Source organism: Amycolatopsis sp. NPDC049252, assembly GCF_043197175.1.
Lineage (GTDB): Bacteria > Actinomycetota > Actinomycetes > Mycobacteriales > Pseudonocardiaceae > Amycolatopsis.
In genome coordinates, this window is record NZ_JBICSQ010000012.1 from 3,785 (window position 1) to 23,899 (window position 20,115).

At 71.9% G+C, this 20,115-nt stretch carries 17 protein-coding genes; 4 read left to right on the forward strand and 13 right to left on the reverse strand.

Annotation, left to right across the window (positions count from 1 at the left end):
• From ACGFMK_RS16645 to ACGFMK_RS16700, 12 genes are all read right to left on the reverse strand, one after another.
• Window positions 1–949: hypothetical protein (locus ACGFMK_RS16645; RefSeq protein WP_392763305.1), on the reverse strand; the 949-nt coding region annotated here is incomplete at its 3' end.
• Window positions 949–1,449 carry a hypothetical protein gene (locus ACGFMK_RS16650; RefSeq protein ID WP_392763308.1) on the reverse strand — a complete coding sequence of 167 codons (501 nt, stop codon included), beginning with the start codon at window positions 1,447–1,449 and terminating at the stop codon, window positions 949–951. The genes ACGFMK_RS16650 and ACGFMK_RS16645, both read right to left, overlap by 1 nt.
• On the reverse strand, window positions 1,437–2,645 hold the full coding sequence (locus ACGFMK_RS16655; RefSeq protein WP_392763311.1) for an MlaD family protein: 1,209 nt from the start codon (window positions 2,643–2,645) through the stop codon (window positions 1,437–1,439). The genes ACGFMK_RS16650 and ACGFMK_RS16655 overlap by 13 nt, the downstream gene beginning before the upstream one ends.
• Window positions 2,645–3,727, reverse strand: a complete 1,083-nt coding sequence (locus tag ACGFMK_RS16660; RefSeq protein ID WP_392763314.1) for an MCE family protein — start codon at window positions 3,725–3,727, stop codon at window positions 2,645–2,647. Before ACGFMK_RS16660 ends, ACGFMK_RS16655 begins: the two co-directional genes overlap by 1 nt.
• Window positions 3,724–4,755: an MCE family protein gene (locus ACGFMK_RS16665; protein WP_392763316.1), complete on the reverse strand. Its 1,032-nt coding sequence runs from the start codon at window positions 4,753–4,755 to the stop codon at window positions 3,724–3,726. Before ACGFMK_RS16665 ends, ACGFMK_RS16660 begins: the two co-directional genes overlap by 4 nt.
• Window positions 4,752–5,744, reverse strand: coding sequence for an MCE family protein (locus tag ACGFMK_RS16670; protein WP_392763319.1), 993 nt, complete (start codon window positions 5,742–5,744; stop codon window positions 4,752–4,754). The genes ACGFMK_RS16665 and ACGFMK_RS16670 overlap by 4 nt, the downstream gene beginning before the upstream one ends.
• Complete coding sequence (locus ACGFMK_RS16675) at window positions 5,741–6,745, reverse strand: MCE family protein (protein WP_392763322.1); 1,005 nt, start codon at window positions 6,743–6,745, stop codon at window positions 5,741–5,743. The genes ACGFMK_RS16670 and ACGFMK_RS16675 overlap by 4 nt, the downstream gene beginning before the upstream one ends.
• Window positions 6,742–8,016, reverse strand: coding sequence for an MCE family protein (locus tag ACGFMK_RS16680; protein WP_392763324.1), 1,275 nt, complete (start codon window positions 8,014–8,016; stop codon window positions 6,742–6,744). Before ACGFMK_RS16680 ends, ACGFMK_RS16675 begins: the two co-directional genes overlap by 4 nt.
• Window positions 8,013–8,864 carry an MlaE family ABC transporter permease gene (locus ACGFMK_RS16685; protein ID WP_392763327.1) on the reverse strand — a complete coding sequence of 284 codons (852 nt, stop codon included), beginning with the start codon at window positions 8,862–8,864 and terminating at the stop codon, window positions 8,013–8,015. The genes ACGFMK_RS16680 and ACGFMK_RS16685 overlap by 4 nt, the downstream gene beginning before the upstream one ends.
• A 2-nt stretch (window positions 8,865–8,866) precedes the next feature.
• Entirely contained in the window at window positions 8,867–9,661 is a 795-nt protein-coding gene (locus ACGFMK_RS16690) for an MlaE family ABC transporter permease (protein WP_392763330.1), read from the reverse strand.
• A gap of 494 nt (window positions 9,662–10,155) precedes the next feature.
• A complete protein-coding gene (locus tag ACGFMK_RS16695) occupies window positions 10,156–11,148 on the reverse strand; it encodes an LLM class flavin-dependent oxidoreductase (RefSeq protein WP_392763333.1) in 993 nt (330 codons plus the stop codon).
• An 8-nt stretch (window positions 11,149–11,156) separates the two neighbouring features.
• Window positions 11,157–12,551, reverse strand: coding sequence for an FAD-dependent monooxygenase (locus ACGFMK_RS16700; protein ID WP_392763335.1), 1,395 nt, complete (start codon window positions 12,549–12,551; stop codon window positions 11,157–11,159).
• A 60-nt stretch (window positions 12,552–12,611) separates the two neighbouring features.
• On the opposite strand from ACGFMK_RS16700, the gene ACGFMK_RS16705 reads away from it, so the two are divergent.
• The 3 genes from ACGFMK_RS16705 (at window position 12,612) to ACGFMK_RS16715 (ending at window position 17,105) form a co-directional block, all read left to right on the forward strand.
• Window positions 12,612–12,815 (forward strand): hypothetical protein, encoded by a 204-nt coding sequence (locus ACGFMK_RS16705; RefSeq protein ID WP_392763338.1) that lies wholly within the window; start codon window positions 12,612–12,614, stop codon window positions 12,813–12,815.
• Window positions 12,816–12,821: 6 nt separating this feature from the next.
• Window positions 12,822–13,262 carry a Clp protease N-terminal domain-containing protein gene (locus ACGFMK_RS16710; protein WP_392763340.1) on the forward strand — a complete coding sequence of 147 codons (441 nt, stop codon included), beginning with the start codon at window positions 12,822–12,824 and terminating at the stop codon, window positions 13,260–13,262.
• 93 nt (window positions 13,263–13,355) lie between these two features.
• Complete coding sequence (locus ACGFMK_RS16715; RefSeq protein WP_392763673.1) at window positions 13,356–17,105, forward strand: hypothetical protein; 3,750 nt, start codon at window positions 13,356–13,358, stop codon at window positions 17,103–17,105.
• 201 nt (window positions 17,106–17,306) lie between these two features.
• Here the strand turns inward: ACGFMK_RS16715 and ACGFMK_RS16720 are convergent, their stop codons facing one another.
• Entirely contained in the window at window positions 17,307–19,421 is a 2,115-nt protein-coding gene (locus tag ACGFMK_RS16720) for a HelD family protein (RefSeq protein ID WP_392763343.1), read from the reverse strand.
• Between the two features lie 123 nt (window positions 19,422–19,544).
• On the opposite strand from ACGFMK_RS16720, the gene rsmD reads away from it, so the two are divergent.
• Complete coding sequence (gene rsmD, locus ACGFMK_RS16725; protein ID WP_392763346.1) at window positions 19,545–20,105, forward strand: 16S rRNA (guanine(966)-N(2))-methyltransferase RsmD; 561 nt, start codon at window positions 19,545–19,547, stop codon at window positions 20,103–20,105.
• Window positions 20,106–20,115: the final 10 nt, after the last annotated feature.

Sequence of the window (20,115 nt, forward strand, 5' to 3'; positions counted from 1 at the left end):
ATGCGGAGCCGGTCTTGCCGGGCTGGTGGTGGCTGTCGGGACTGGCCTCGGTCGGCGTGGCTGATGCGGAGCCGGTCTTGCCTGGCTGGTGGTGGCTGTCGGGGCTGGTCTCGGTCGGCGTGGCTGATGCGGAGCCGGTCTTGCCGGGCTGGTGGTGGCTGTCGGGACTGGCCTCGGTCGGCGTGGCTGATGCGGAGCCGGTATTGCCTGGCTGGTGGTGGCCGCGGGGACCGGCGCCGGTCGGCTTGGCCGATGCGGACCCGGCCTCGGTCTGCTCGTGGTCGCCGCCGGGGCCGACGTTGCCGGTTTCGGCGAGGCGGGCGGCCGTATGGGGAGTTGCGTCGCCGCCCCGGGTGTCGGTTGCCGGGTTTTCACCGGTCGCCAGTTCGGTCGCGGCCGATTCGGATTCGGTCTTGCCGGGCTGGTGGTAGCTGTCGGGACTGGCCTCGGTCGGCGTGGCTGATGCGGAGCCGGTCTTGCTTGGCTGGTGGTGGCCGCCGGGACCGGCCTCGGTCGGCTTGGCTGATTCGGATCCGGTCTTGGCCGGCTGGCGGTCGCGGTCGGGACTGGCCTCGGCTGGCTTGACCGATGCGCATCCGGTCTTGCCTGGCTGATGGTGGCTGCCGGGACCGGCGCTGCCGGTCGCGGCCGATGCGGATCCGGCCTCGGTCTGCTCGTGGTCGCCGCCGGGGCCGACCTTGCCGGTTTCGGCGAGGCGGGGGGCCGCATGGGGAGTTGCGTCGCCGACCCGGGTGTCGGTTACCGGGTTTTCGCCGGTCGCCGGTTCGGTTCCGGTCACTTCGGACCCGGTCTCGGCCGGGCCGTGGTCGCCGCCGGATCCGGTTCCGGCTGTGCGGAAGGTCGAGTCGGGAGCTGCGCTCTCGGCCGCCGGGTTCTCGCCGGTCCTGGCGCCGTCCCGGGCCGTCGTGATCTCTTCCGTGCGGCTCATCACGCACCCACCGGCAGCTGGTCGAGAGCGCTGAGCTTCCAGCCCTCCGGGGTCCGGGTCAGCGCCGCCGCGAAGCGGTTGCGCTTCACCGCCGGGGCCGTTCCCTGCTTCGCCATCGTGATCTCCACCGAGGCCAGGAGCTTCGCCGTGCCCGCGTGCTCGTCCAGCTCGCTCAGCGCCGCGTCCAGGACGCGGCCCGTCGCCACCGTGGCGTTCGCCGCGAGGGTCTTCTTCGTCGTGTCGTCCGTGTGGGCCAGCTGGTCGTGCAGCGGGCCCGTCGACGCCGCGAGCCAGCGGCCCAGGCCGCCGTCGACGTCGTGGTAGTCCAGGCTGCTCAGCTCCGCCACCAGCGTCCGGCCGCTCGCCAGGGCGTCGTCGCGCGCGGCCCCGTACGTCAGGGCCGGCTCGTGCGAGGCCGAGTACCACGCGTAGCCCGACCCGCCGGCGAACACCGCGGCCGCCGCCACCAGCACCACGGGCAGATACCTCACCGCAGCCACAGCATCTCCTCGAGGCTCGTCGACGTCGCCTGCGTGCCCAGCCCGAGCGGGCCGGTCAACCCACCCGGCAGCGCCGGCGCCGGCACGGGCGGGTGCGGCGCGTTCTGCGTGCCGCGCACCGAGCTCTCGTTCCCGTACGGCAGCGTGCACGCCGCGTCGGTGTGGAACGGCAGCGGTGTGACGTCGGTGCTCGGCCGGTGCGGCGTGTCTTCGTACCCCTGGCGGCACGGCGGCGGGTCGTCGAAGTTCAGCACCAGCCCCATCCGAAGCTGGTCGCCGGCGGGGTTCAGCGCCGAACCCACGGCCGCCACCGCCTTCGGCGTGTTGACCAGCAGCTGCTGCTCGGCGTCCGTGCGGGTGGCGAACACCCGGGACGTCGTCAGCAGGTTGGCCAGCAGGATCGGCAGTCCGGGGTCGTTTTCCTTCAGCAGCGAGGAAAGCTCCGTCGCCGCGGGCGGCGCGGTCGCGATCAGCCGCCGCAGGTCACCGTCCGAGCTGGCCAGCTGCTGGGCGAACACCTTGGCGTTGCTGCTGAACGAGCGCCACTCGGCCGCGGAGTCGACCTGGGTGCGCAGCACCGTCGCGCCGTCGCCGATCAGCTTCGACGTCTGCGGCAGGTGGGTGCTCGCCTCCTGGGTGAACGTCGTCGCCGAGTCCATCAGCGTCTGCAGGTCCGGGCCCGCGCCGCGCAGGGCGTCGTCGAGCTCGTTCACCACCGTGCGCAGGTCCTGCGTCGGCACCGACGCGGTGAAGGAGTCCAGATCCGTCAGCAGGTTGTTCACCGGCAGCGGCAGCGCCGTCGACTCGCGCTGGATCACCGAGCCCTGGCCGAGGTAGGGCCGGTCGGCCGTGCGCGGCTGCAGGTCGACGTACTGCTCGCCGACCGCGGACCGGTTCGCCACCACGGCCTGGGAGTTCTCCGGGATGGGCGGGGCGCCGTCGTCGATCAGCAGGTCGGCTTCGGTGCCGGTGGTGGTGAGCCGCAGCTCGCCGACCCGCCCGACGGCGACACCGCGGTAGGTCACCTCGCCGTTGGTGAACAGCCCGCCGCCCTCGGCGAGCTCCAGCTTGACCGTGTAGCTGCCGGACCCGAACAGCCGGCCGAGCCCGGCGTAGTTCGCACCCACGAAAGCCGTGGTCGCCAACGCGATCACGACGAACAGCACCACCTGGATCCGCACTCTGCGCGTCAGCATCAGCGGCCTCCGGAGACGCGGGCGTCGCTGCCGCCCAGCGGGAGCGGCGGGAGACCGGGCGGAACACCCTGGCCGGGCGGGGGCAGCGGCACGCCGGCCGCGGGGATCATCGACGTGTAGACGTTGATGTAGTCACCCTTCACCGCGGGGAGCACCGAGTCCGGGAACGGGAACGTCGGGAGCATCTGCAACGACTTCGGCAGGTCGTCGCCGGCCTTCGCCAGCTGGCCCAGGATCGGCGCGAGCGCGCGCAGGTCGGCGACCAGGTCGTCGCGGCTGCGGTCGACGACGTCGGTGGCGACCGTCGAAAGCCGGTCGAGCGACTGCAGCATCGAGACGAGCTGCGTGCGCTGCTCGGTCAGTGACTGCAGGCCTGGCGTGAGGTCGGTCAGCGCGCCGGACACCTGCTCGTGCCGGTTGGCCAGCGTGGCCGACAGCCGGTTGAGGCCGTCGAGCGCCTCGGTGATGTCCGAGCGGTGCGCGTCCAGGTCGGTCATCAGGGTGTTCACCCCGCCGAGGAACGAGCGGATCTGCTCCTCGTTGCCGTCCATCACCTTCGACAGCTCGCGGTTGATCGTCTGTAGCTGCCCGATCCCGCCGCCGTTGAGCAGCAGCGACAACGCGCCGAAGATCTCTTCGAACTCGGGGTTGCGGTTGGTGCGGTCCAGGGTGATCGTGGCGCCGTTCGCGAGCCGCGGGCCGGCGGTGGACGCGGCCGCCGTGTCGTCCGGCGGTGCCAGCTCGACGAACTTCTCGCCGAGTAGGCTGGACTGGCGCAGCCGCGCGACCGCGTTGGCGGGCAGCGCGACGTTGCCGTTGACCTCCAGCACCGTTTCGGCCGTCCAGCCGTCGCTGCCCAGGCGGATCTCCCGCACGCGCCCGACCGGGACGTCGCCCACCTTCACCGCGGCCTGCGGCACCAGGTCGAGGACGTCGGCGAACTGCACGGTCACGTCGTAGGGGTGGTCGCCGACGTCGGCGCCGCCGGGCAGCGGCAGGTCGTAGACGCCCTTGAACTCACCCGAGGAGCAGCCGGTGAGCAGCAGGCACCCGACGGCCGCGGCGGCGAGGGCCCGCTTCATCGCCCACCCCCGTTGGTGTAGACGTCCCCGGTGACCGGCAACGGAAGTTCCTGGTAGTAGTCGAGGTTCGCGCGGCCCAGCAGCCGTCCGGTGTCCGGATCGACGGCGTTGAGCACGTTCGTCACCGCGAGCGGGATGGCGTCGAGCGTCCCGGCCAGCGACGCGCGCTGGTCGACGAGGGTCTGCGTGGTCGTCACCAGGTTGTCCACATTGGCCTTGAGCGCCACGCGGTTGTCCCGGATGAACGCCTGGACGTCGCCGAGCGCGCGGCCGAGGCCTTCGAGGGCCCGGGCGAGCTCACCGCTGTTGGCGGCCAGCGTGTCCGAGACCTGGGACAGCTGCTGGTTGACGCTGCTGACCTGCTGGTCGTTGGTGGACAGCATGGTCGTGAACTTCTGCAGCTCGTCGACGGTGCCGAACAGGTCACCCGAGTTGCCGGCCAGGGTCCGGGCCAGCTGCGCGAAGTTCTTGACGCTGTCGTTGAACGCCTGCCCGTTGCCCTGCAGGTTCTCCGCGCCGGTCTTGAGCAGGTCCGAGAGCGCGCCCTGGGAGTTCGCGCCGTTCGGGCCGAGGGCCTTGGTCAGCGAGTCGAGGCTGGCGTAGAGCTGGTCGAGCTCCACCGGGGTGGCCGTGCGCTGCACCGGGATCGACGCGCCGTCCGGCAGCCGGGGTCCGCCGCGGGCCGGCTTGGCGAACTGGACGTAGCGGTCGGCGACGACGCTGGGCGCGATCACCAGGACCGTGGTGTCCTGGGCGACGCCGACCGAGCCGTCGACGCTCATGTCGACCTGCACCTGCTCGCCGCGTGGGGTGACCGCGTCGACCTGGCCGATCCGGACGCCCAGCACGCGGACGTCGGAGCCGGGGTAGACGCCGACCGCGCGGGAGAAGAACGCCGTGACGTGGTGCTGGCCGCTGCCGGAGAACACCCACCACAGCGCGGCCGTCACGACCAGCGCGAGCAGCAGGGCGGCGGCGATGAACCGGCTGGTCAGGACCCCGGCCCTGGTGGTGGTCAGCGCGCTCACCTGTTCCCTCCCGGGTTCTTCGGCGGGACGCACGGGTCGTGGTTCTCGGGCAGCAGGCCGCAGAGGTAGGCGTCGATCCAGTGGCCGTTGCCGGTCGTGTTGGTGACGACGCGGAAGTAGGGCCCGGCCAGCTGCAGGCCCTTGGTCAGGTTGTCGTTCTGCCGCTTGAGCAGGTCGGTCACCTGCTTGAGCGCCTCCAGCGCCGGCTTGAGCTGCGCGGTGTTGTCCTGCACCAGCCCGCTGAGCTGGTCGGCCAGCCGGGCCGAGCCGGTGAGCAGGTCGTGGATCGCGTCGCGGCGCCGGTTCAGCTCGGTGAGCAGCAGGTTGCCGTCGTCGATCAGCTTCTCGAAGTCGTCGTTCGAGTTCGCCAGCGTCGTGGTCAGCGTCCGGGCGTTGGCCAGCAGTTCCGAGATCTGGCTGTCGCGGCTCGACACCGTCTTCGACAGCTGGGACAGGCCGTCGAGCGCGCTGCGGACGTGCTCGGGGGAGTTGCGGAAGGTGTCCGACAGCGTGGTGAAGCTGTTCGCCAGCTGCTTGGTGTCGATCGAGCCGACGGTGTTGGCCAGGCCGTTGAACGCGTCCGTGACGTCGTAGGGCGTGACGGTCCGGGTCCGCGGGATCGGCTGGTCCGGGTTCTGCACGCCGTCGCCGCTCGGGTCCAGGGCGAGGAACTTCCGGCCCAGCAACGTCTTGATCTTGATCTGCACGGTCGTGCGGTCGCCGACCCAGGCGTCCTTGACCCGGAACCGGACCAGGACGTGGTCGTCGGACAGGGCGACGTCGCGCACCTCGCCGACCTTGATGCCGGCGACCCGGACCTCGTCGTCCGCCTGCAGGCCCGCGGCCTCGGAGAACTCGGCCGCATACGTGGTGCCGCCGCCGACGATCGGCAGGTTGTCGTAGTTGAACGTGACGGTCAGCAGCGCGGCCAGCGCGACGCTGCCGAGCACGCCGAGCACGAGCGGGTTGCGCTCCTTGAAGGACTTCACGACTCACACCTCGGCGTCGGGACGTACACACCGCGCTCGGGCGTGGTTTCCAGGGTGGCGCGGCAGAGGAAGAAGTTCATCCACGAGCCGTAGGAAGCGACCCGGCCGATCTCGGTGAACTTGACCGGCAGGTTCGTCAGGAAACTGTCCACATCGGACTGGTTCTCGCCGAGGTTCGCGGCGACGCCCTGCAGGCCCGCGATGCTCTGCTTCAGCGGCGGCCGGGCCTGCTCGAACAGCCCGGCGGTGGACTGGGTCAGGTCGCCGATGCCGCTGATGGCGTCGCCGATCGCGGCGCGGTCGCCGGCCAGGCCGGACACCAGCTGCCGCAGCGTCGACACCAGGTTCGCGAGCGCGTCACCCTTGCCGTTGACTGTCTTCAGGACCGTGTTGAGGTTCCCGATCACCTCGCCGATCACCTTGTCGCGCCCGGCGAGCGTGGTGGTCAGGGAGCCGGTGTGGGCGAGCAGGCTCTCGACGGTGCCGCCTTCTCCCTGCAGCACCTGGACGATCTCGCCCGACAGCTCGTTGACGTCGTTGGGCGAGAGTGCCTGGAACAGCGGCTTGAAGCCGTTGAACAGGTCGGTGAGGTCGAGGGCTGGTGTCGTGCGGTCCAGCGGGATTTCGCCGCCTTCGGGCAGCAGGTCCCGGGTGGCGGTGCTGCCGCGTTCGAGGGCGATGTAGCGCTGCCCGACCATGTTGCGGTACTTGACGACCGCGTGGACGTCGGCGGGCAGCCGGCGGCCGCTGTCGAGGGAGAACCCGACCCGCGCCCGGTTGTGGTCGCTGATCTCGAGCGACTCGACCTGGCCGACGCGGACACCGGAGATGCGCACGTCGTCCCCGACGTTGAGCGACGTCGCGTCGAGGAACTTGGCCGAGTACGGCTTCGAGTCGCCGAGGCCGGAGTTGGTGATGGAGATGGCCAGCAACGTCGTGGCGAGCGCGGTGACGACGATGAAGATGAGGCTCTTGATCAGCGGGGAGGCGATGTTCCTCACTTGAGCTTCACCTCCGTGCCGCGGTAGAGCGGGCCGACGAGCACGCTGCTCCAGCCGGGGACCTGCGCGGTCGGCACGCCGATCGACGGCGCGACGAGCGTGGCCAGCAGCTGCTGCTCCTGCGGCGAGTTCGCGACGCCGAGGTCACCCTGGCCGCCGGGCAGCAGCGGGTGGCCGGTGGCGCCCGGGGCAGCCGCGGCGGTGCCGGCGGTCGGGGCGACGCCGGAGGGGTAACAGCGGGGCTCGCCGCCGTCGGTGAACCGCGGGTCGTCCTGGCCGGGCCGGTACTTTCCGCTGTTCGCGGTCACCGCGACGTCGGCGTGCAGGCCCGGTTCGTTCGTGCCCGCGCCGAGCACCTTGTCCATGGATCCCCTCAGTGCGTTCAGTGAGGCCAGGGTGCACGCGAAGCTGGGGGAGTACTTCGCGGCGATTTCCAGCGGCGCGCGGCTGTCGGCGGCCAGGGAGATCAGGTTGTCGTGGTTGTTCTGCAGGAACGTCGTGATCTCCTGCGACGACGACGTCACCTGCTGGTACACCCCGGCCAGGTCCGCCTGCTTCTCCTTGACGGTGTTGAGCGTGACGGCGGAGTCGGTCAGCGCGTCGAGCAGGTCGGGCGCGATGTCGCCGTACACCTGGGAAACCGTCGCCAGGTCCCGGATGTCCGAGGTGAGCTGCGGCAGGTTCGGGTTGAACTCCTTGAGGTAGCTCGCGGCCGTGTCGATCGTCTGGCCGAGCTGTTCACCCCGGCCCTGCAACGCGGTCGAGACGGCGGTGAGCGTCGTCGCGAGCTTCTGCGGCTGGACGGCCTTGAGCAGCGGCAACAGGTTGTCGAAGACGCGTTCCAGCTCGATCGCGTTGGCCGAGCGGTCCTGCGCGATGACGTCCCCGGCCGCCAGGTGCGGCGCCCGGTCACCGTCCGGGATGGACAGCTGGACGTACCGCTCGCCGAACAGCGTCTTCGGCACCAGCAACGCGGAGACGTCCTTCGGCAGCATGTCGACCTTGCCCGGCTCCAGAGCAAGCGCTATCTCCGCGCCTTCCGGCGTCGCCTTGACGTCGCGGATCTCGCCGACCAGCACGCCGCGGGCCTTGACCTGGCCACCGGGGGAGAGCTGGTTGCCGATGCGGCTCGCCTTGAGCGTCACCGGCACCGTGGCGACGAAGTCCTTGTCGTAGACCTTGATGGACAGCGTGACCAGCACGCCCATCACGACCAGGAACAGCACCCCGGCGGTGCGGACCCCGGCCTTGCGGCGGGTTTCCCGTCTCATCCGGCCACCTGCACGGTGGTCGTCGCGCCCCAGATGGCCAGGGACAGGAAGAAGTCGAGCACGCTGATCGCGACGATCGCGGTGCGCACCGCGCGGCCCACGGCCACGCCGACGCCGGCCGGGCCGCCGCTCGCGCGGAAGCCGTAGTAACAGTGCGCCAGGACCACGACGACGCTGAACACCAGGACCTTCCCGAACGACCACAGAACGTCGCCGGGGGGCAGGAACAGCAGGAAGTAGTGGTCGTAGGTGCCCGCGGACTGGCCGAAGAACCACACGGTGATCTGCCTTGAGGCGAGGTAGCTCGACAGCAGGCCGATCGCGTAGAGCGGGATGACGGCGAGGAAACCGGCGATCACCCGCGTCGTCACCAGGTACGGGACACTGGGGATGCCCATGACCTCGAGCGCGTCGATCTCCTCGGAGATCCGCATCGCGCCGAGCTGCGCGGTGAACCCGCAGCCGACGGTGGCGCTCAGCGCGAGACCGGAGACGAGCGGCGCGATCTCGCGGGTGTTGAAGTAGGCGGAGACGAACCCGGCGAACGCCGACGTGCCGACCTGGTTGAGCGCGGAGTAGCCCTGCAGCCCGACGACCGTGCCGGTGGCGACGGTCATCCCGATCATCACGCCGATCGTGCCGCCGATGACGGCGAGCGCGCCGCTGCCGAAGCTGACTTCGGCCAGCAGGCGGACGACTTCGCGCAGGTAGCGGCGCAGCGCCCGCGGGATCCAGGCGATCGCGCGCAGGAAGAACAGGATCTGGTCGCCGAGGGTGTCGAGGAACCCGAACCGCCGGTCGAGCGCTTCGCGCACCCGCGCGGTCTTGGGGACTTCCGTGGTGGTCACGCTCAGCTCCCCTTGGGCGGCACGAGTTGCAGGTAGACGGTGGTGAGCACCAGGTTCAGCACGAACAGCAGCAGGAACGTGATGACGACGGACTGGTTGACCGCGTCACCGACCCCCTTCGGCCCGCCCTTGGGGTTGAGGCCGCGGTAGGAGGCGACGACCCCGGCGACGAAGCCGAAGATGAGCGCCTTGATCTCGCTGATCCACAGGTCGGGGAGCTGGGCGAGGGCGGAGAAGCTCGCCAGGTACGCGCCCGGGGTGCCGTGCTGCATGACGACGTTGAAGAAGTAACCGCCGAGCACGCCGACGACGCTCACCATGCCGTTGAGGAAGATCGCGACCCCCATCGCGGCGAGCACCCGCGGCACGATCAGCCGCTGGACCGGCGAGACGCCGAGCACCTCCATCGCGTCGATCTCTTCGCGGATGGTGCGGGAGCCAAGATCGGCGCACATCGCGCTGCCGCCGGCGCCGGCGATGAGCAGCGCCGTCACGATCGGGCTGGCCTGCTGGATGATCGCCAGCACGCTCGCCGCGCCGGTGAACGACTGTGCGCCGATCTGCGTGGTGAGGGAGCCGATGTGCAGCGCGATCACCGCGCCGAACGGGATCGAGACCAGGGCCGTCGGCAGGATCGAGACGCTCGCGATGAACCAGAACTGCTGGATCAGCTCCCGCGCCTGGAACGGGCGCCGGAAGGTCAGCCGGACGACGTCGAGGCCGAGCGCGTAGAGCCGCCCGGTCTGCCGCAGCGCGGCGGCCCCGGGGAACGACGTCGTCGTCGTCCGTTCGGCCATTCGAGTGCCTCCCCAGTGTTTCGCGGGCACGCCGAATAGACCCGAGGTGAGCAAATGAACTGGTCCGAACGGGCTATCTCATGTCGGCCATTCACGGTCTCGGGGGTCACCGTGCCGTTTCCTACTGGTCGGTACGCTAACCACGGCCCTGCTGGGAGACAAGAACTTGAGCATGATCACGCGGTCACGGCCTGGTAACCGCACATTTCTTGTCGATTACTGACAAACGGCCCTGATCTTGTTGTCAGTGGAGGAAAAGAAATTCCCGACCCGGGTGCGCAAGCCGTTCACGGCGGCACGGAGGTGCCCATTCCCGGTTCCCCGGTGTACCCGAACGGACGACACGTGAACCCTGCCGGACGACCCGCCCGGCAGGGTAAGCGCAGCCGTGTCGTCCGTCCAGGTACGCGTGTCGTCCGTCCAGGTACGCGTGTCGTCCGTTCCGGTACGCGTGTTCGCCGGTCGGGTCCGTCCGCGGGCCCGTGAGCGCGGGGTCAGGACTTGAGGCCGGCGATCAGCTCGTAGGAGCGGATGCGGTCCGCGTGGCCGTGGACCATCGTCGTGATCATCAGCTCGTCGGCGTCCGTGTCGTCGAGGAGCTGCTGGAGTCCCTTGTGGACCGTCTCCGGGGAGCCGATGATGCTCGAGCCGAAGCGCTCGGCCAGGAACGCGCGGTCCATCTCGGTGTACGGGTACTCCGCCGCCTCTTCGGGCGTCGGCATGGCGATCGGGCGGCCGCGGCGCAGGCTGAGGAACGTCAGGCCGGACGGCCCGGCCAGGAACTGGGCGCGCTCGTCGGTCTCGGCGGCCACGACGGACGTGCCGAGCATGACGTACGGCTCGTCCAGTACGCCGGGCCGGAAGTTGTCGCGGTAGAGCTGCACCGCCGGGATGGTGTTCTCCGCGGCGAAGTGGTGCGCGAAGGAGAACGGCAGCCCGAGCCGTCCGGCGAGCTGCGCGCTGAAGCCGCTCGAACCGAGCAGCCAGATCGGCGGCTGGTTGCCCTCGGCGACGGCGGCGTTGACCCCGCGGGCCTCCGAGTGGGTGAAGTAGCCGATCAGCTCCTGCAGGTGCTCCGGGAAGTTCTCCGCCGACAGGCCGCCCGGCCCGCGCAGCGCGAGCGCCGTCCGCTGGTCGGTGCCCGGCGCGCGGCCGATGCCCAGGTCGATGCGGCCCGGGTGGAACGCCTCCAGCGTGCCGAACTGCTCGGCGACGACCAGCGGCGCGTGGTTGGGCAGCATGACCCCGCCCGAGCCGACGCGGATGCGCTCGGTCGCGTCGGCGACGTGCCCGATCAGCACGGCCGTCGCCGAGCTGGCGATGCCGGGCATGTTGTGGTGCTCGGCCAGCCAGTAGCGGTTGAAGCCCAGCCGCTCGGTGGCGCGGGCGAGGTCGAGGGTGTTGCGCAGCGTCTCCCCGATGCTGATCCCCTCGGACACCGGGGACAGATCGAGCACGGACAGCGGCACGTCAGGCAATGAGCTCACAACCGGGGTCAACGCCCCGGTGCGCCGATTGCTTCCCGCAGCGCCGCCGGATCGTCCCCGCGCCACGTCACGACGCCGTCCGGACGCACGAGCAGCGCGTCCGCCTCCGCCTCCGGACAGGTGGCTGTGACGACCTTCACCCGCGATCCGGCGGCTTCCCGCAGGTCGGCGCGGTCCGCGAAGTCGAACAGCACGGTCCGGGCGTCGCGCATGATCTCCGCCACGCGCGTCTTCTCGCCTTCGACGGTCAGCGGCAGGTCGGGGACGTACGGCAGCTCGTCGGCGTCGCGCAGCAGCCCGGCCAGGTGCCGGGTCGGCTCTTCGAACGCCGCCAGCTCGCCGAAGAGCGTCCGCAGCGCGTCGCCGTCCTCGCCGGTCAGCCGTTCGAGCAGGGCTTGGACGCGCGTCTGGGTCAACGTCCTGGCCGCGACCGGGCGGCGTTCGGAATCGTAGCTGTCGAGTAGCGCGTCCCCGGCCTCGCCGCGGACGACGGCGGCGAGCTTCCAGCCGAGGTTGACCGCGTCCAGCAGCCCGACGTTCAGCGACGAGCCACCGGCCGGGAAGACGTGCGCGGCGTCGCCGGCCAGCAGCACGCGCCCGGCCCGGTAGCGCTCGGCGAGCCGGGCCGAGCTGACCGTCCGGGACAGCCAGAGCGGCTCGCCCAGCGGCAGGTCGGCGCCGAGCACCCGCCGGACGCTCTCCCGGAACTCGTCGAGGGTCGGCTCGCCGGGCGGCTCCGGCGTCACCTCGCGGACGCCGACGATCACCACACCCGGCGTCAGCGACGTCACCAGCACGCGCCCGGCCGGCCGCCGGTTCCAGCCCTGCTTCAGGCCGTCCGGCGTCGCCGAGGTGAAGAGGTCGAACGGCTGGTCCGTCCGGAAGTGCCCGAACCGCAGCAGCTCGTCGTCGGTCGTGCCGGGGAAGCCGATGCCGGCCAGCTCGCGGACGCGGCTGTGCGCGCCGTCGCAGCCGACGACGTACTCCGCGTCCAGCCGGTACTCGCCGTCCGGGCCGCGCACGGTGTCGAGGTCCAGGAGTTCGTGCCCGCGCCGGATCTCGACGCCGAGTTCGGCCGCGCGTTCGGCGAGCACGGCTTCCAGCCGGGGCTGTTGCACCATCAAGCCGCGCAGTGGCGGGCTTTCGAGTTTCGTGAAGTTCAGCCGCACCGGCCCGAACGGGAACCCGGGGAACGGCCCGGCGAACGCCGCCTCGGCCGCGAATCTCTCGAACAGCCCTCGATGGTCCAGCTGTTCGACGATCCGGCCGCCGAGCCCGTTCGCCCGCGGCCGCTCGTCCGGCGCCGTCCGCCGGTCGAGGACCACCGGCGTGCTCCCGCCGAGCCGCAGCTCCGCCGCCAGCATCAAGCCCACCGGGCCCGCCCCGATCACTGCTACGTCCATGACGCCCCTCCTTCTTGTCAGTTTGAACTGACGTCGTGTGTCAGGCTAGACTGACATGCCATGGAGGCGGAAGAGCTTTCCGGGCGGATTTCGGAAACCGACCCGGCGGTCGCGCTGCGGGCCGTCGGCGCGCTGCACCGGCTCGCCGAGCAGGTCGAGGTGGCGGCGGTCGCGCACGCCCGGGACCGCGGCTGGTCGTGGGAACAGATCGGCGACGCGCTCGGCGTGGCCCGGCAGTCCGTGCACGCGAAGTACGGGAAGTGAGGCGCGATGATCGCGAAGAGCCCGTTCGCGTCGGTGGTGACGGCGGCGCTGGAGGAGTCGCGCCGCCGCGGTGACCGCCGGCTGGGCACGGAACACCTGCTGCTAGGCCTGCTTCACGACGACGCCTGCGCGCAGGCCCTCGGCCTCGACCTGGCCACCGCCCGCGCGGCCCTCGACCGCCTGGACCGGGAAGCCCTGGCGGCACTGGGGATCGACGTCGAAGGCCTCCGGCCGGCGGACGCACCGCGGAAGCGGGCGAAGCTGACGCTGGGCGCGCTGACGTCGAACGCCCGGGCGGTGGTCAACGAGGCGATCCGCGGGGTGCCGCGGCGCCGGGATCCGGCGGAACTGCTGCGGGTGCTGCTGTCGGTGACCCCGCCGGACCCGGCGGCAGACCTGTTCGCCGCGCTCGGCGTCGATCGCGAAGAAGTCCGCCGCCGATTGTGAAATCCGCCTTTTCCCTCCGAGCCACGCGTTGTTGGCTACCGTGTGCCGCACCGGAACCGAAAAGGAGGACGGGTGCCGCGTCCGGAGCGACCGCTGGATCCCGGGGACGACCTGCTGACCGACTTCGCCGCCGATCTCCGGCGGTTGCGTGAGAGCGCCGGGAATCCCACCTACCGCGAGCTGGGGCGGCGCGCGCACTATTCGGCAGGCACGCTCTCCGAGGCCGCCGGCGGGCGGAAACTTCCCAGCCTGGCCGTCACTTTGGCCTACGTCCGCGCCTGTGGCGGCGAGCCCGGTGATTGGGAAGAGCGCTGGCACAAGGTCGCGGACGACCAGGCCGGTGCCGATTCACCGGCCGAGCCGGAATCCGGGGAGTCACCGCCTTATGTCGGCCTGGCCGCATTCGGTCCCGCCGACGCCCGCCGATTCTTCGGCCGCGAACGACTCGTCGAAAAGCTCACCGGCCGCCTTTCGAGACAGCGTTTTCTCGCCGTCCTCGGCGCGTCCGGCTCGGGCAAGTCCTCGTTGCTGCGTGCCGGCTTGCTGCCCGCCGTCACGGGCCGTACCGTGCTGCTGACCCCGGGCGCCCGGCCGCTGCAGGAATGCGCCGTCAAGTTCGCCGCCGCGCTCGGTGTCGCCCCCGGCGCGCTGCTCGACGACTTTGCCGCGCACCCGCGCAACCTCGGCCTCGCGGCGCGGCAGCTCGCCGGTGCGGAAGCCGAAGACGTCGTGCTGGTCGTCGACCAGTTCGAAGAGGTCTTCACGCTCTGCCAGGACGCCGGCGAGCGCGCCGGATTCCTCGCCGCGCTGGTCACCGCGACCACCGAACCCGCCAGCCGGACCCGCGTGGTGCTCGGCATCCGCACCGACTTCTACACCCACTGCGCGCGCCACGCGGACCTCGCCGAAGCCATGCAGGACGCGCAGATCCTGGTCGGCCCGATGACGACGGAAGAGCTCCGGCAGGCGATCTCGCGGCCCGCCGTCGACGCCGGTTACCGCGTGGAGAACGCCCTCGTCTCCCGGCTCGTCGCGGACGCCACGGGCCAGCCCGGCGTGCTGCCGCTGCTTTCGCACGCGCTGCTGGAGACGTGGCGACGCCGTCGCGGCACCACGCTCACCCTGGCGGGCTACGAGTCCACCGGCGGCATCGAGCGGGCCGTCGCGCAGACGTCGGAAGGCACGTTCGCCACGCTTTCCGCGCGCCAGCAAGGGCTCGCGCGGCAGATCTTCCTCCGGATGACCGCGCTCGGTGAGGGCACCGAGGACACCAAGCGCCGGCTCAGCCGCGACGAGCTCGACACCGAGGACGGCGACACCGCCGTCGTCCTCGGCGAACTGGCGGCGGCGCGGCTGGTCACCCTCGACGACACCGGCATCGACATCGCGCACGAAGCCCTCATCCGCGGCTGGCCCCGGCTGCGCGAGTGGCTCACCGAAGATCGTGAGGGCCTGCGCGTGCACCGCCAGCTGACCGAGGCGACCGACGCGTGGGAGTCGGTCGAGCGCGACCCCGGCTGGCTCTACCGCGGCACCCGGCTGGCCATCGCCCGCGAATGGGCCGCGCGCCAGGACTCCGCGCTGTCGCGGCGGGAACGGCGGTTCCTCGACGCCAGCCTGGCCGTCGAGCACGCCGAGCAGCAGCGGGAGCGCGGCCGGACCCGGCGGCTGCGGCAGCTGGTCGCGCTGCTGGCGGTGCTGCTGGTCGTCGCCGTCGCCGCGACGGCCTACGCGGTGCGTGCCGAGTCGACGGCCACCGGCCAGCGCAACAGCGCGCTCGCCCAGAAGGTCGCGGGCCAGGCGCTGGCCGTGCGCGCCACCAACCCCGCCCTCGCCGCCCAGCTCGCGCTCGCCGCGTACCGCCTCGACCCGAGCGCCGACGCGCGCGGCGCCGTCCTCGGGATGTTCGCGACGCCGTATTCGACGCGGCTCACCGGGCACACCGGCCGGATCAACACCGTCGCCCTCCGCCCGGACGGGCAGGTGCTGGCCACCGCCGCCTGGGACGGCACCGCCCGGCTGTGGGACGTCCACGACCCGCACCACCCGGTGCCGCTCGGCACGCTGAGCGGGCACACCGGCAACGTCAACAACGTCGCCTTCGCCGCCGACGGCCGGACCGTCGCCACCGCGGGCTTCGACGGCACCGTCCGCGTCTGGGACGTCACCGACCCGAGCCGTCCCGGGCCCGGTGCCGTGCTCGAACGCCACGACGGCAAGGCGTACGCCGTCGCGTTCAGTCCGGCCGGTCCGCTGCTGGCCACCGGCGACGTCGACGGCACGCTCCGGCTGTACGACACCGCGAGCCGGAAGCAGGTGGGGGAGCTGACCGGGCACACGTCGTACGTCAACAACCTGGCCTTCAGCCCCGACGGCCGGCTGCTCGCCTCGGCGTCGGCCGACAAGACGGCGCGGCTCTGGGACGTCGGCGGCCGCCGCCCGCTCGGCATCGCGGCCGGGCACACCGACGTCGTGCACTCGGTCGCCTTCAGCCCGGACGGCCACACCCTCGCGACGGCGAGCGCCGACCAGAGCGCGCGGCTGTGGGACGTCACCGACCCGAACCGCCCGGCGCAGCTTGCGGCTTTGACGTCGCACCAGGCGATCGTGCGGTCGGTGGCGTTCACCGCCGACGGGCGCACCCTCGCGACCACCGGGTTCGACCGCACCGCGCGGCTGTGGGACGTCGCCGACCCCCGGCGGCCGCGCGAGCTGCCGCCGCTGCCGGGGCACACCGGCGCCGTCGGCTCGGCCGTGTTCAGCCGGGACGGGCGCACCCTCGCCACGGCCAGCGACGACCAGACCGCCCGGCTCTGGGACCTGCCCGGTCCCGGCATTCCCGCGCACACGGACAAGGCGTGCGCCGCGGCCTTCGGTCCCGGCGGACTTCTGGCCACCGGCGGCTACGACAAGACGGTGCGGTTGCTCGACTGGAGCACGTCGCGGCCGCTGGCCACGATCGGCGGCTTCGGCGACGCGGTGTGCGGTGTCGCGATCAGCCCCGACGGCCGGACCCTGGCCACCGGCAGCTGGGACCACACGATGACGCTGCGGGACATCACCGACCCGGGCCGGCCGGGGTCGCCGGTGGTGTTCGCGCGGCCGGGCGACGACATCGACGCGGTGGCGTTCAGCCCGGACGGCCGGCTCCTCGCCACCGCCGGCCAGGGCCACACCGCCCGGCTCTGGGACCTCGCCGACCGCGCCCACCCGGTGGAGATCGCGCGGCTCGAGGGGCACGCCGACGACGTCCACACCCTCGCCTTCAGCCCCGACGGCCGGACGCTGGCCACCGCCGGCTGGGACCACACGGCCCGGCTGTGGGACGTCTCGGCCCCGCGCGCGCCGAAGCCGCTGGCGACGCTCGAAGGGCACACGGACACGATCTTCTCGATCGCCTTCAGCCCGGACGGCAAGCGCGTCGCCACCGCCAGCGCCGACCGCACGGTCCGGCTCTGGGACGTCACGCTCGCGCACCCGCCGGTGGTGCTCACCGGGCACACGGACGTCGTGATGTCGGTGGCCTTCAGCGGCGACGGCCACACACTCGCCTCCGGCGGCTACGACCGCACGATCCGGCTGTGGGACGTCGGCACCTGGGACACCGGCGCTGCGGCCCCGCGCGCCGTCCTGCCGGAGGAACGCGACCGCGTCTACGCCGTGCGGTACGCACCGGACGGCCATACGCTGGCCGGAACCGTCGCGGACGGGACGGTCCGCCTGCAGGAGACGGATCCCGACCGGGCGGCCGACCGGATCTGCGCGATCGCGGCCCCGCGCATCACGCCGGAGGAGTGGACGGCGAGCCTGCCGGGCCTGGACTACCGGCCGCCGTGCCCCTGAACGAGTTGTTCGGCGTTGTTGTTCGGTAGCAGCGCGCGGACACCGAACAACCCGGATCGACTAGACATGCCCTCGGACGGACACGTCCCACGACGTTTCGCTGACCGGGGGTCTGAAGGGCTCCTTCAAGGGCACGGGAAGTTGCCTCCCGCCCCTCGAAGGAGCCCTTCAGCTTTGCCCGCACTTGCGGCCGGAGCGGGGTCAGCCCGCCGGGATCCAGTCCGGGTTCGAGGCCAGCACCGTCAGCTGCTGCGTCGCCCGGGTCAGCGCCACGTACAGGACCCGCCGCCCGGTCGTCGACTCCGTGACCAGGTCCATCGGCTCGACCAGGACGACCGCGTCGTACTCCAGGCCCTTCGAATCCAGGCTGCCCACGACCTTCAGCCGTTCGTCCGCCTCACCCGACAGCCAGCCCGTGACCTCCGGGACCCGGTCCATCGCCGTGATGACGCCGACCGTGCCCTCGACCGCGCCCAGCAGCTCCTTCACCGCCGCCTGGGTCGCCGACGACAGGCCGGCTGCGTCCACCGGGCGGACGTCCGGCTCGACACCCGTCTTGCGGACGGCCACCGGCAGCTCGCCCGCCTCCGCGTGGCCCGCGACGACCTTGGCCGCCAGGTCGAAGATCTCCGCCGAGTTGCGGTAGTTCGTGCGCAGGGTGAACCGCCGCCGGGTCGTCTTGATCCCGAAGGCCTGGTCGCGTGCCTGTGCCGCCTCCGCCGGGTCCGGCCACGAGCTCTGCACCGGGTCGCCGACGACCGTCCAGCTCGCGTACTTCCCGCGGCGCCCGACCATCCGCCACTGCATCGGCGAAAGGTCCTGCGACTCGTCGACGACCACGTGCGAGTACTCGTCGTAGTGCTCGGGCCGGGTGGTGCCGCCACCGCGCTCGACCTCGCCCTCGACCACCTGACGGCGCTTGCGCTTCGGCGGCGCCCCGAGCAGCACGCGCAGCTCGTCGAGCAGTGCGACGTCCGCGATCGACCAGCCCCGCGAGCGGTCCGCGAAGTCCGCGGCCAGCAGCGAGATCTCCGGCCGGTTCAGCACGCCCTTGGACGCCGCCGCCAGCCGCTTCTCCTCGCCCAGCCACTTCAGGATCTGCGCCGGGTACAGCACCGGCCACCACACCACCAGGAAGCGGTGGAACTCGATCCGCTCGCCCAGGTCGGTGATCAGCTCCGCCCGCTCGAACGGCTTGCCGTCGGCCTTCGCGTACCCCTCGGCCTTCGTCGCCAGCGCGTCCAGCAGCAGCTCCGCCGCCCGGATCCGCGACCGGTTGGGCGGCGCACCCTGCGTGTGGGCCTTGCGGCGCACCTTCTCCAGCTCGCGCGCGTCCAGTTTGAGGACCTCGCCGCGGTAGACGATCCGCATCTCCTCCGGCGCGCCCGGCGGCGTGTCCCGCAGCGCGCGCAGCAGCACCTTCCGCATCCGCAGCGAACCCTTGATCGCGGCCAGCGGCGCCGCGTCCTGCCGCGTCGCTTCGAGGCCGTCGAGGACCTCCCCCAGCGCGCGCAGCTCGACGTTCGTCTCACCCATCGAGGGGAGGACACGCGAGATGTAGCTGGTGAACACGCCCGAGGGCCCGATCACCAGGACGCCGGCGCCGCCGAGCTGACGGCGGTGGCGGTAGAGCAGGTAGGCGGCGCGGTGCAGGGCGACGGCGGTCTTGCCGGTGCCCGGCCCGCCGGTGATCTCGGTGACGCCGCGCCACGGCGCCCGGATCACCTCGTCCTGCTCCTTCTGGATGGTCGCGACGATGTCGCGCATCTTCTCGCCGCGCGAGCGCCCGAGCGCGGCCATCAGCGCGCCCTCGCCGACGATCTGCATGTCCTCGGGCACGGCCTCGGCCATCAGCACGTCGTCGTCGACGTCCAGCACGTTCTGGCCGGAGCAGCGGATCACGCGCCGCCGCACGACGTCCATCGGCTCTTCGGCGGTGGCCTGGTAGAACGCCGCCGCGGCCGGGGCGCGCCAGTCGGTGACGAGGTTGTCGAACTCCGCGTCGCGGATGCCGAGGCGGCCGACGTAGACGCGCTCGTTGTCCTCGCGGTGGTCGAGGCGCCCGAAGACCAGGCCTTCGTACTCGGCGTCGAGCGACTGCAGCGTCTGGTTGGCGTGGTACACCATCATGTCGCGCTCGAACAGCATCGACGCCTGCTCGAAGATCGCCTCGCGCTGCGCGCCCTGGCCGATCTCGTAGCCCTTGGTGCGCATCGCCTCGGCCTGGGCCCGCAGTTCGTCCAGACGGGTGTACACGCGATCGACGTGGGCTTGTTCGATGGCGATCTCGGCCCGTCTGACCCGAGGTTCCGACACGCATGGCTCCTTGACAGCTCTGGATCGCCTCCGAGGGCGAAGAACGACTCTACGCGTTGCGCCCGGCGGGTTCACCCGTGTCCCGGCGATGAGTGCTTCGTGTCATCCCCGCACAATCAGGGGGTGACCAGGATCGTGGCCGGGACGGCGGGCGGGCGGCGGCTGAAGGTGCCGCCGAAGGGCACCCGCCCGACGTCGGAACGCGTACGGGAGGCCCTGTTCAACGCGCTGGAGACGGCCGGCGAGCTGGACGGCGCGCACGTCCTCGACCTCTACGCGGGCTCCGGTGCGCTCGGTCTCGAAGCTCTCTCGCGCGGCGCCGCCGACGCGCTGTTCGTCGAAGCCGACCGGCGCGCCGTCGACGTCCTGCGCGGCAACGTCGCGGCGCTGGGCCTGGGCGGCGCGGTCCGGGCCGGCCAGGTCGAGGCGGTCGTCGCCGCGCCCGCGCCGCGGCCGTACGGCCTCGTGCTCGCCGACCCGCCCTACGCCGTGGACTCGGCCGCGCTCGGCAGGGTGCTCGCGGCGCTCGCCGCGGGCGGCTGGCTGGGGGAGAGCGCGCTGGTCGTCGTCGAACGCGCCGCGCGGGACGGCGCCCCGGACTGGCCGGACGGCTTCGAGCCCTCGCGCGTGAAGAAGTACGGCGACACGGCGGTCCACTGGGCGGAATTCGCGGCTGTGGTGTGAACCACCCCGC

Bases quoted from the DNA above. Each gene is read 5' to 3' on its own strand.
- ACGFMK_RS16680 (WP_392763324.1), bottom strand. From the start codon at position 8,016: ATGAGACGGGAAACCCGCCGCAAGGCCGGGGTCCGCACCGCCGGGGTG.
- ACGFMK_RS16705 (WP_392763338.1), top strand. From the start codon at position 12,612: ATGGAGGCGGAAGAGCTTTCCGGGCGGATTTCGGAAACCGACCCGGCG.
- ACGFMK_RS16690 (WP_392763330.1), bottom strand. From the start codon at position 9,661: ATGGCCGAACGGACGACGACGACGTCGTTCCCCGGGGCCGCCGCGCTG.
- ACGFMK_RS16710 (WP_392763340.1), top strand. From the start codon at position 12,822: ATGATCGCGAAGAGCCCGTTCGCGTCGGTGGTGACGGCGGCGCTGGAG.
- ACGFMK_RS16700 (WP_392763335.1), bottom strand. From the start codon at position 12,551: ATGGACGTAGCAGTGATCGGGGCGGGCCCGGTGGGCTTGATGCTGGCG.
- ACGFMK_RS16660 (WP_392763314.1), bottom strand. From the start codon at position 3,727: ATGAAGCGGGCCCTCGCCGCCGCGGCCGTCGGGTGCCTGCTGCTCACC.
- ACGFMK_RS16655 (WP_392763311.1), bottom strand. From the start codon at position 2,645: ATGCTGACGCGCAGAGTGCGGATCCAGGTGGTGCTGTTCGTCGTGATC.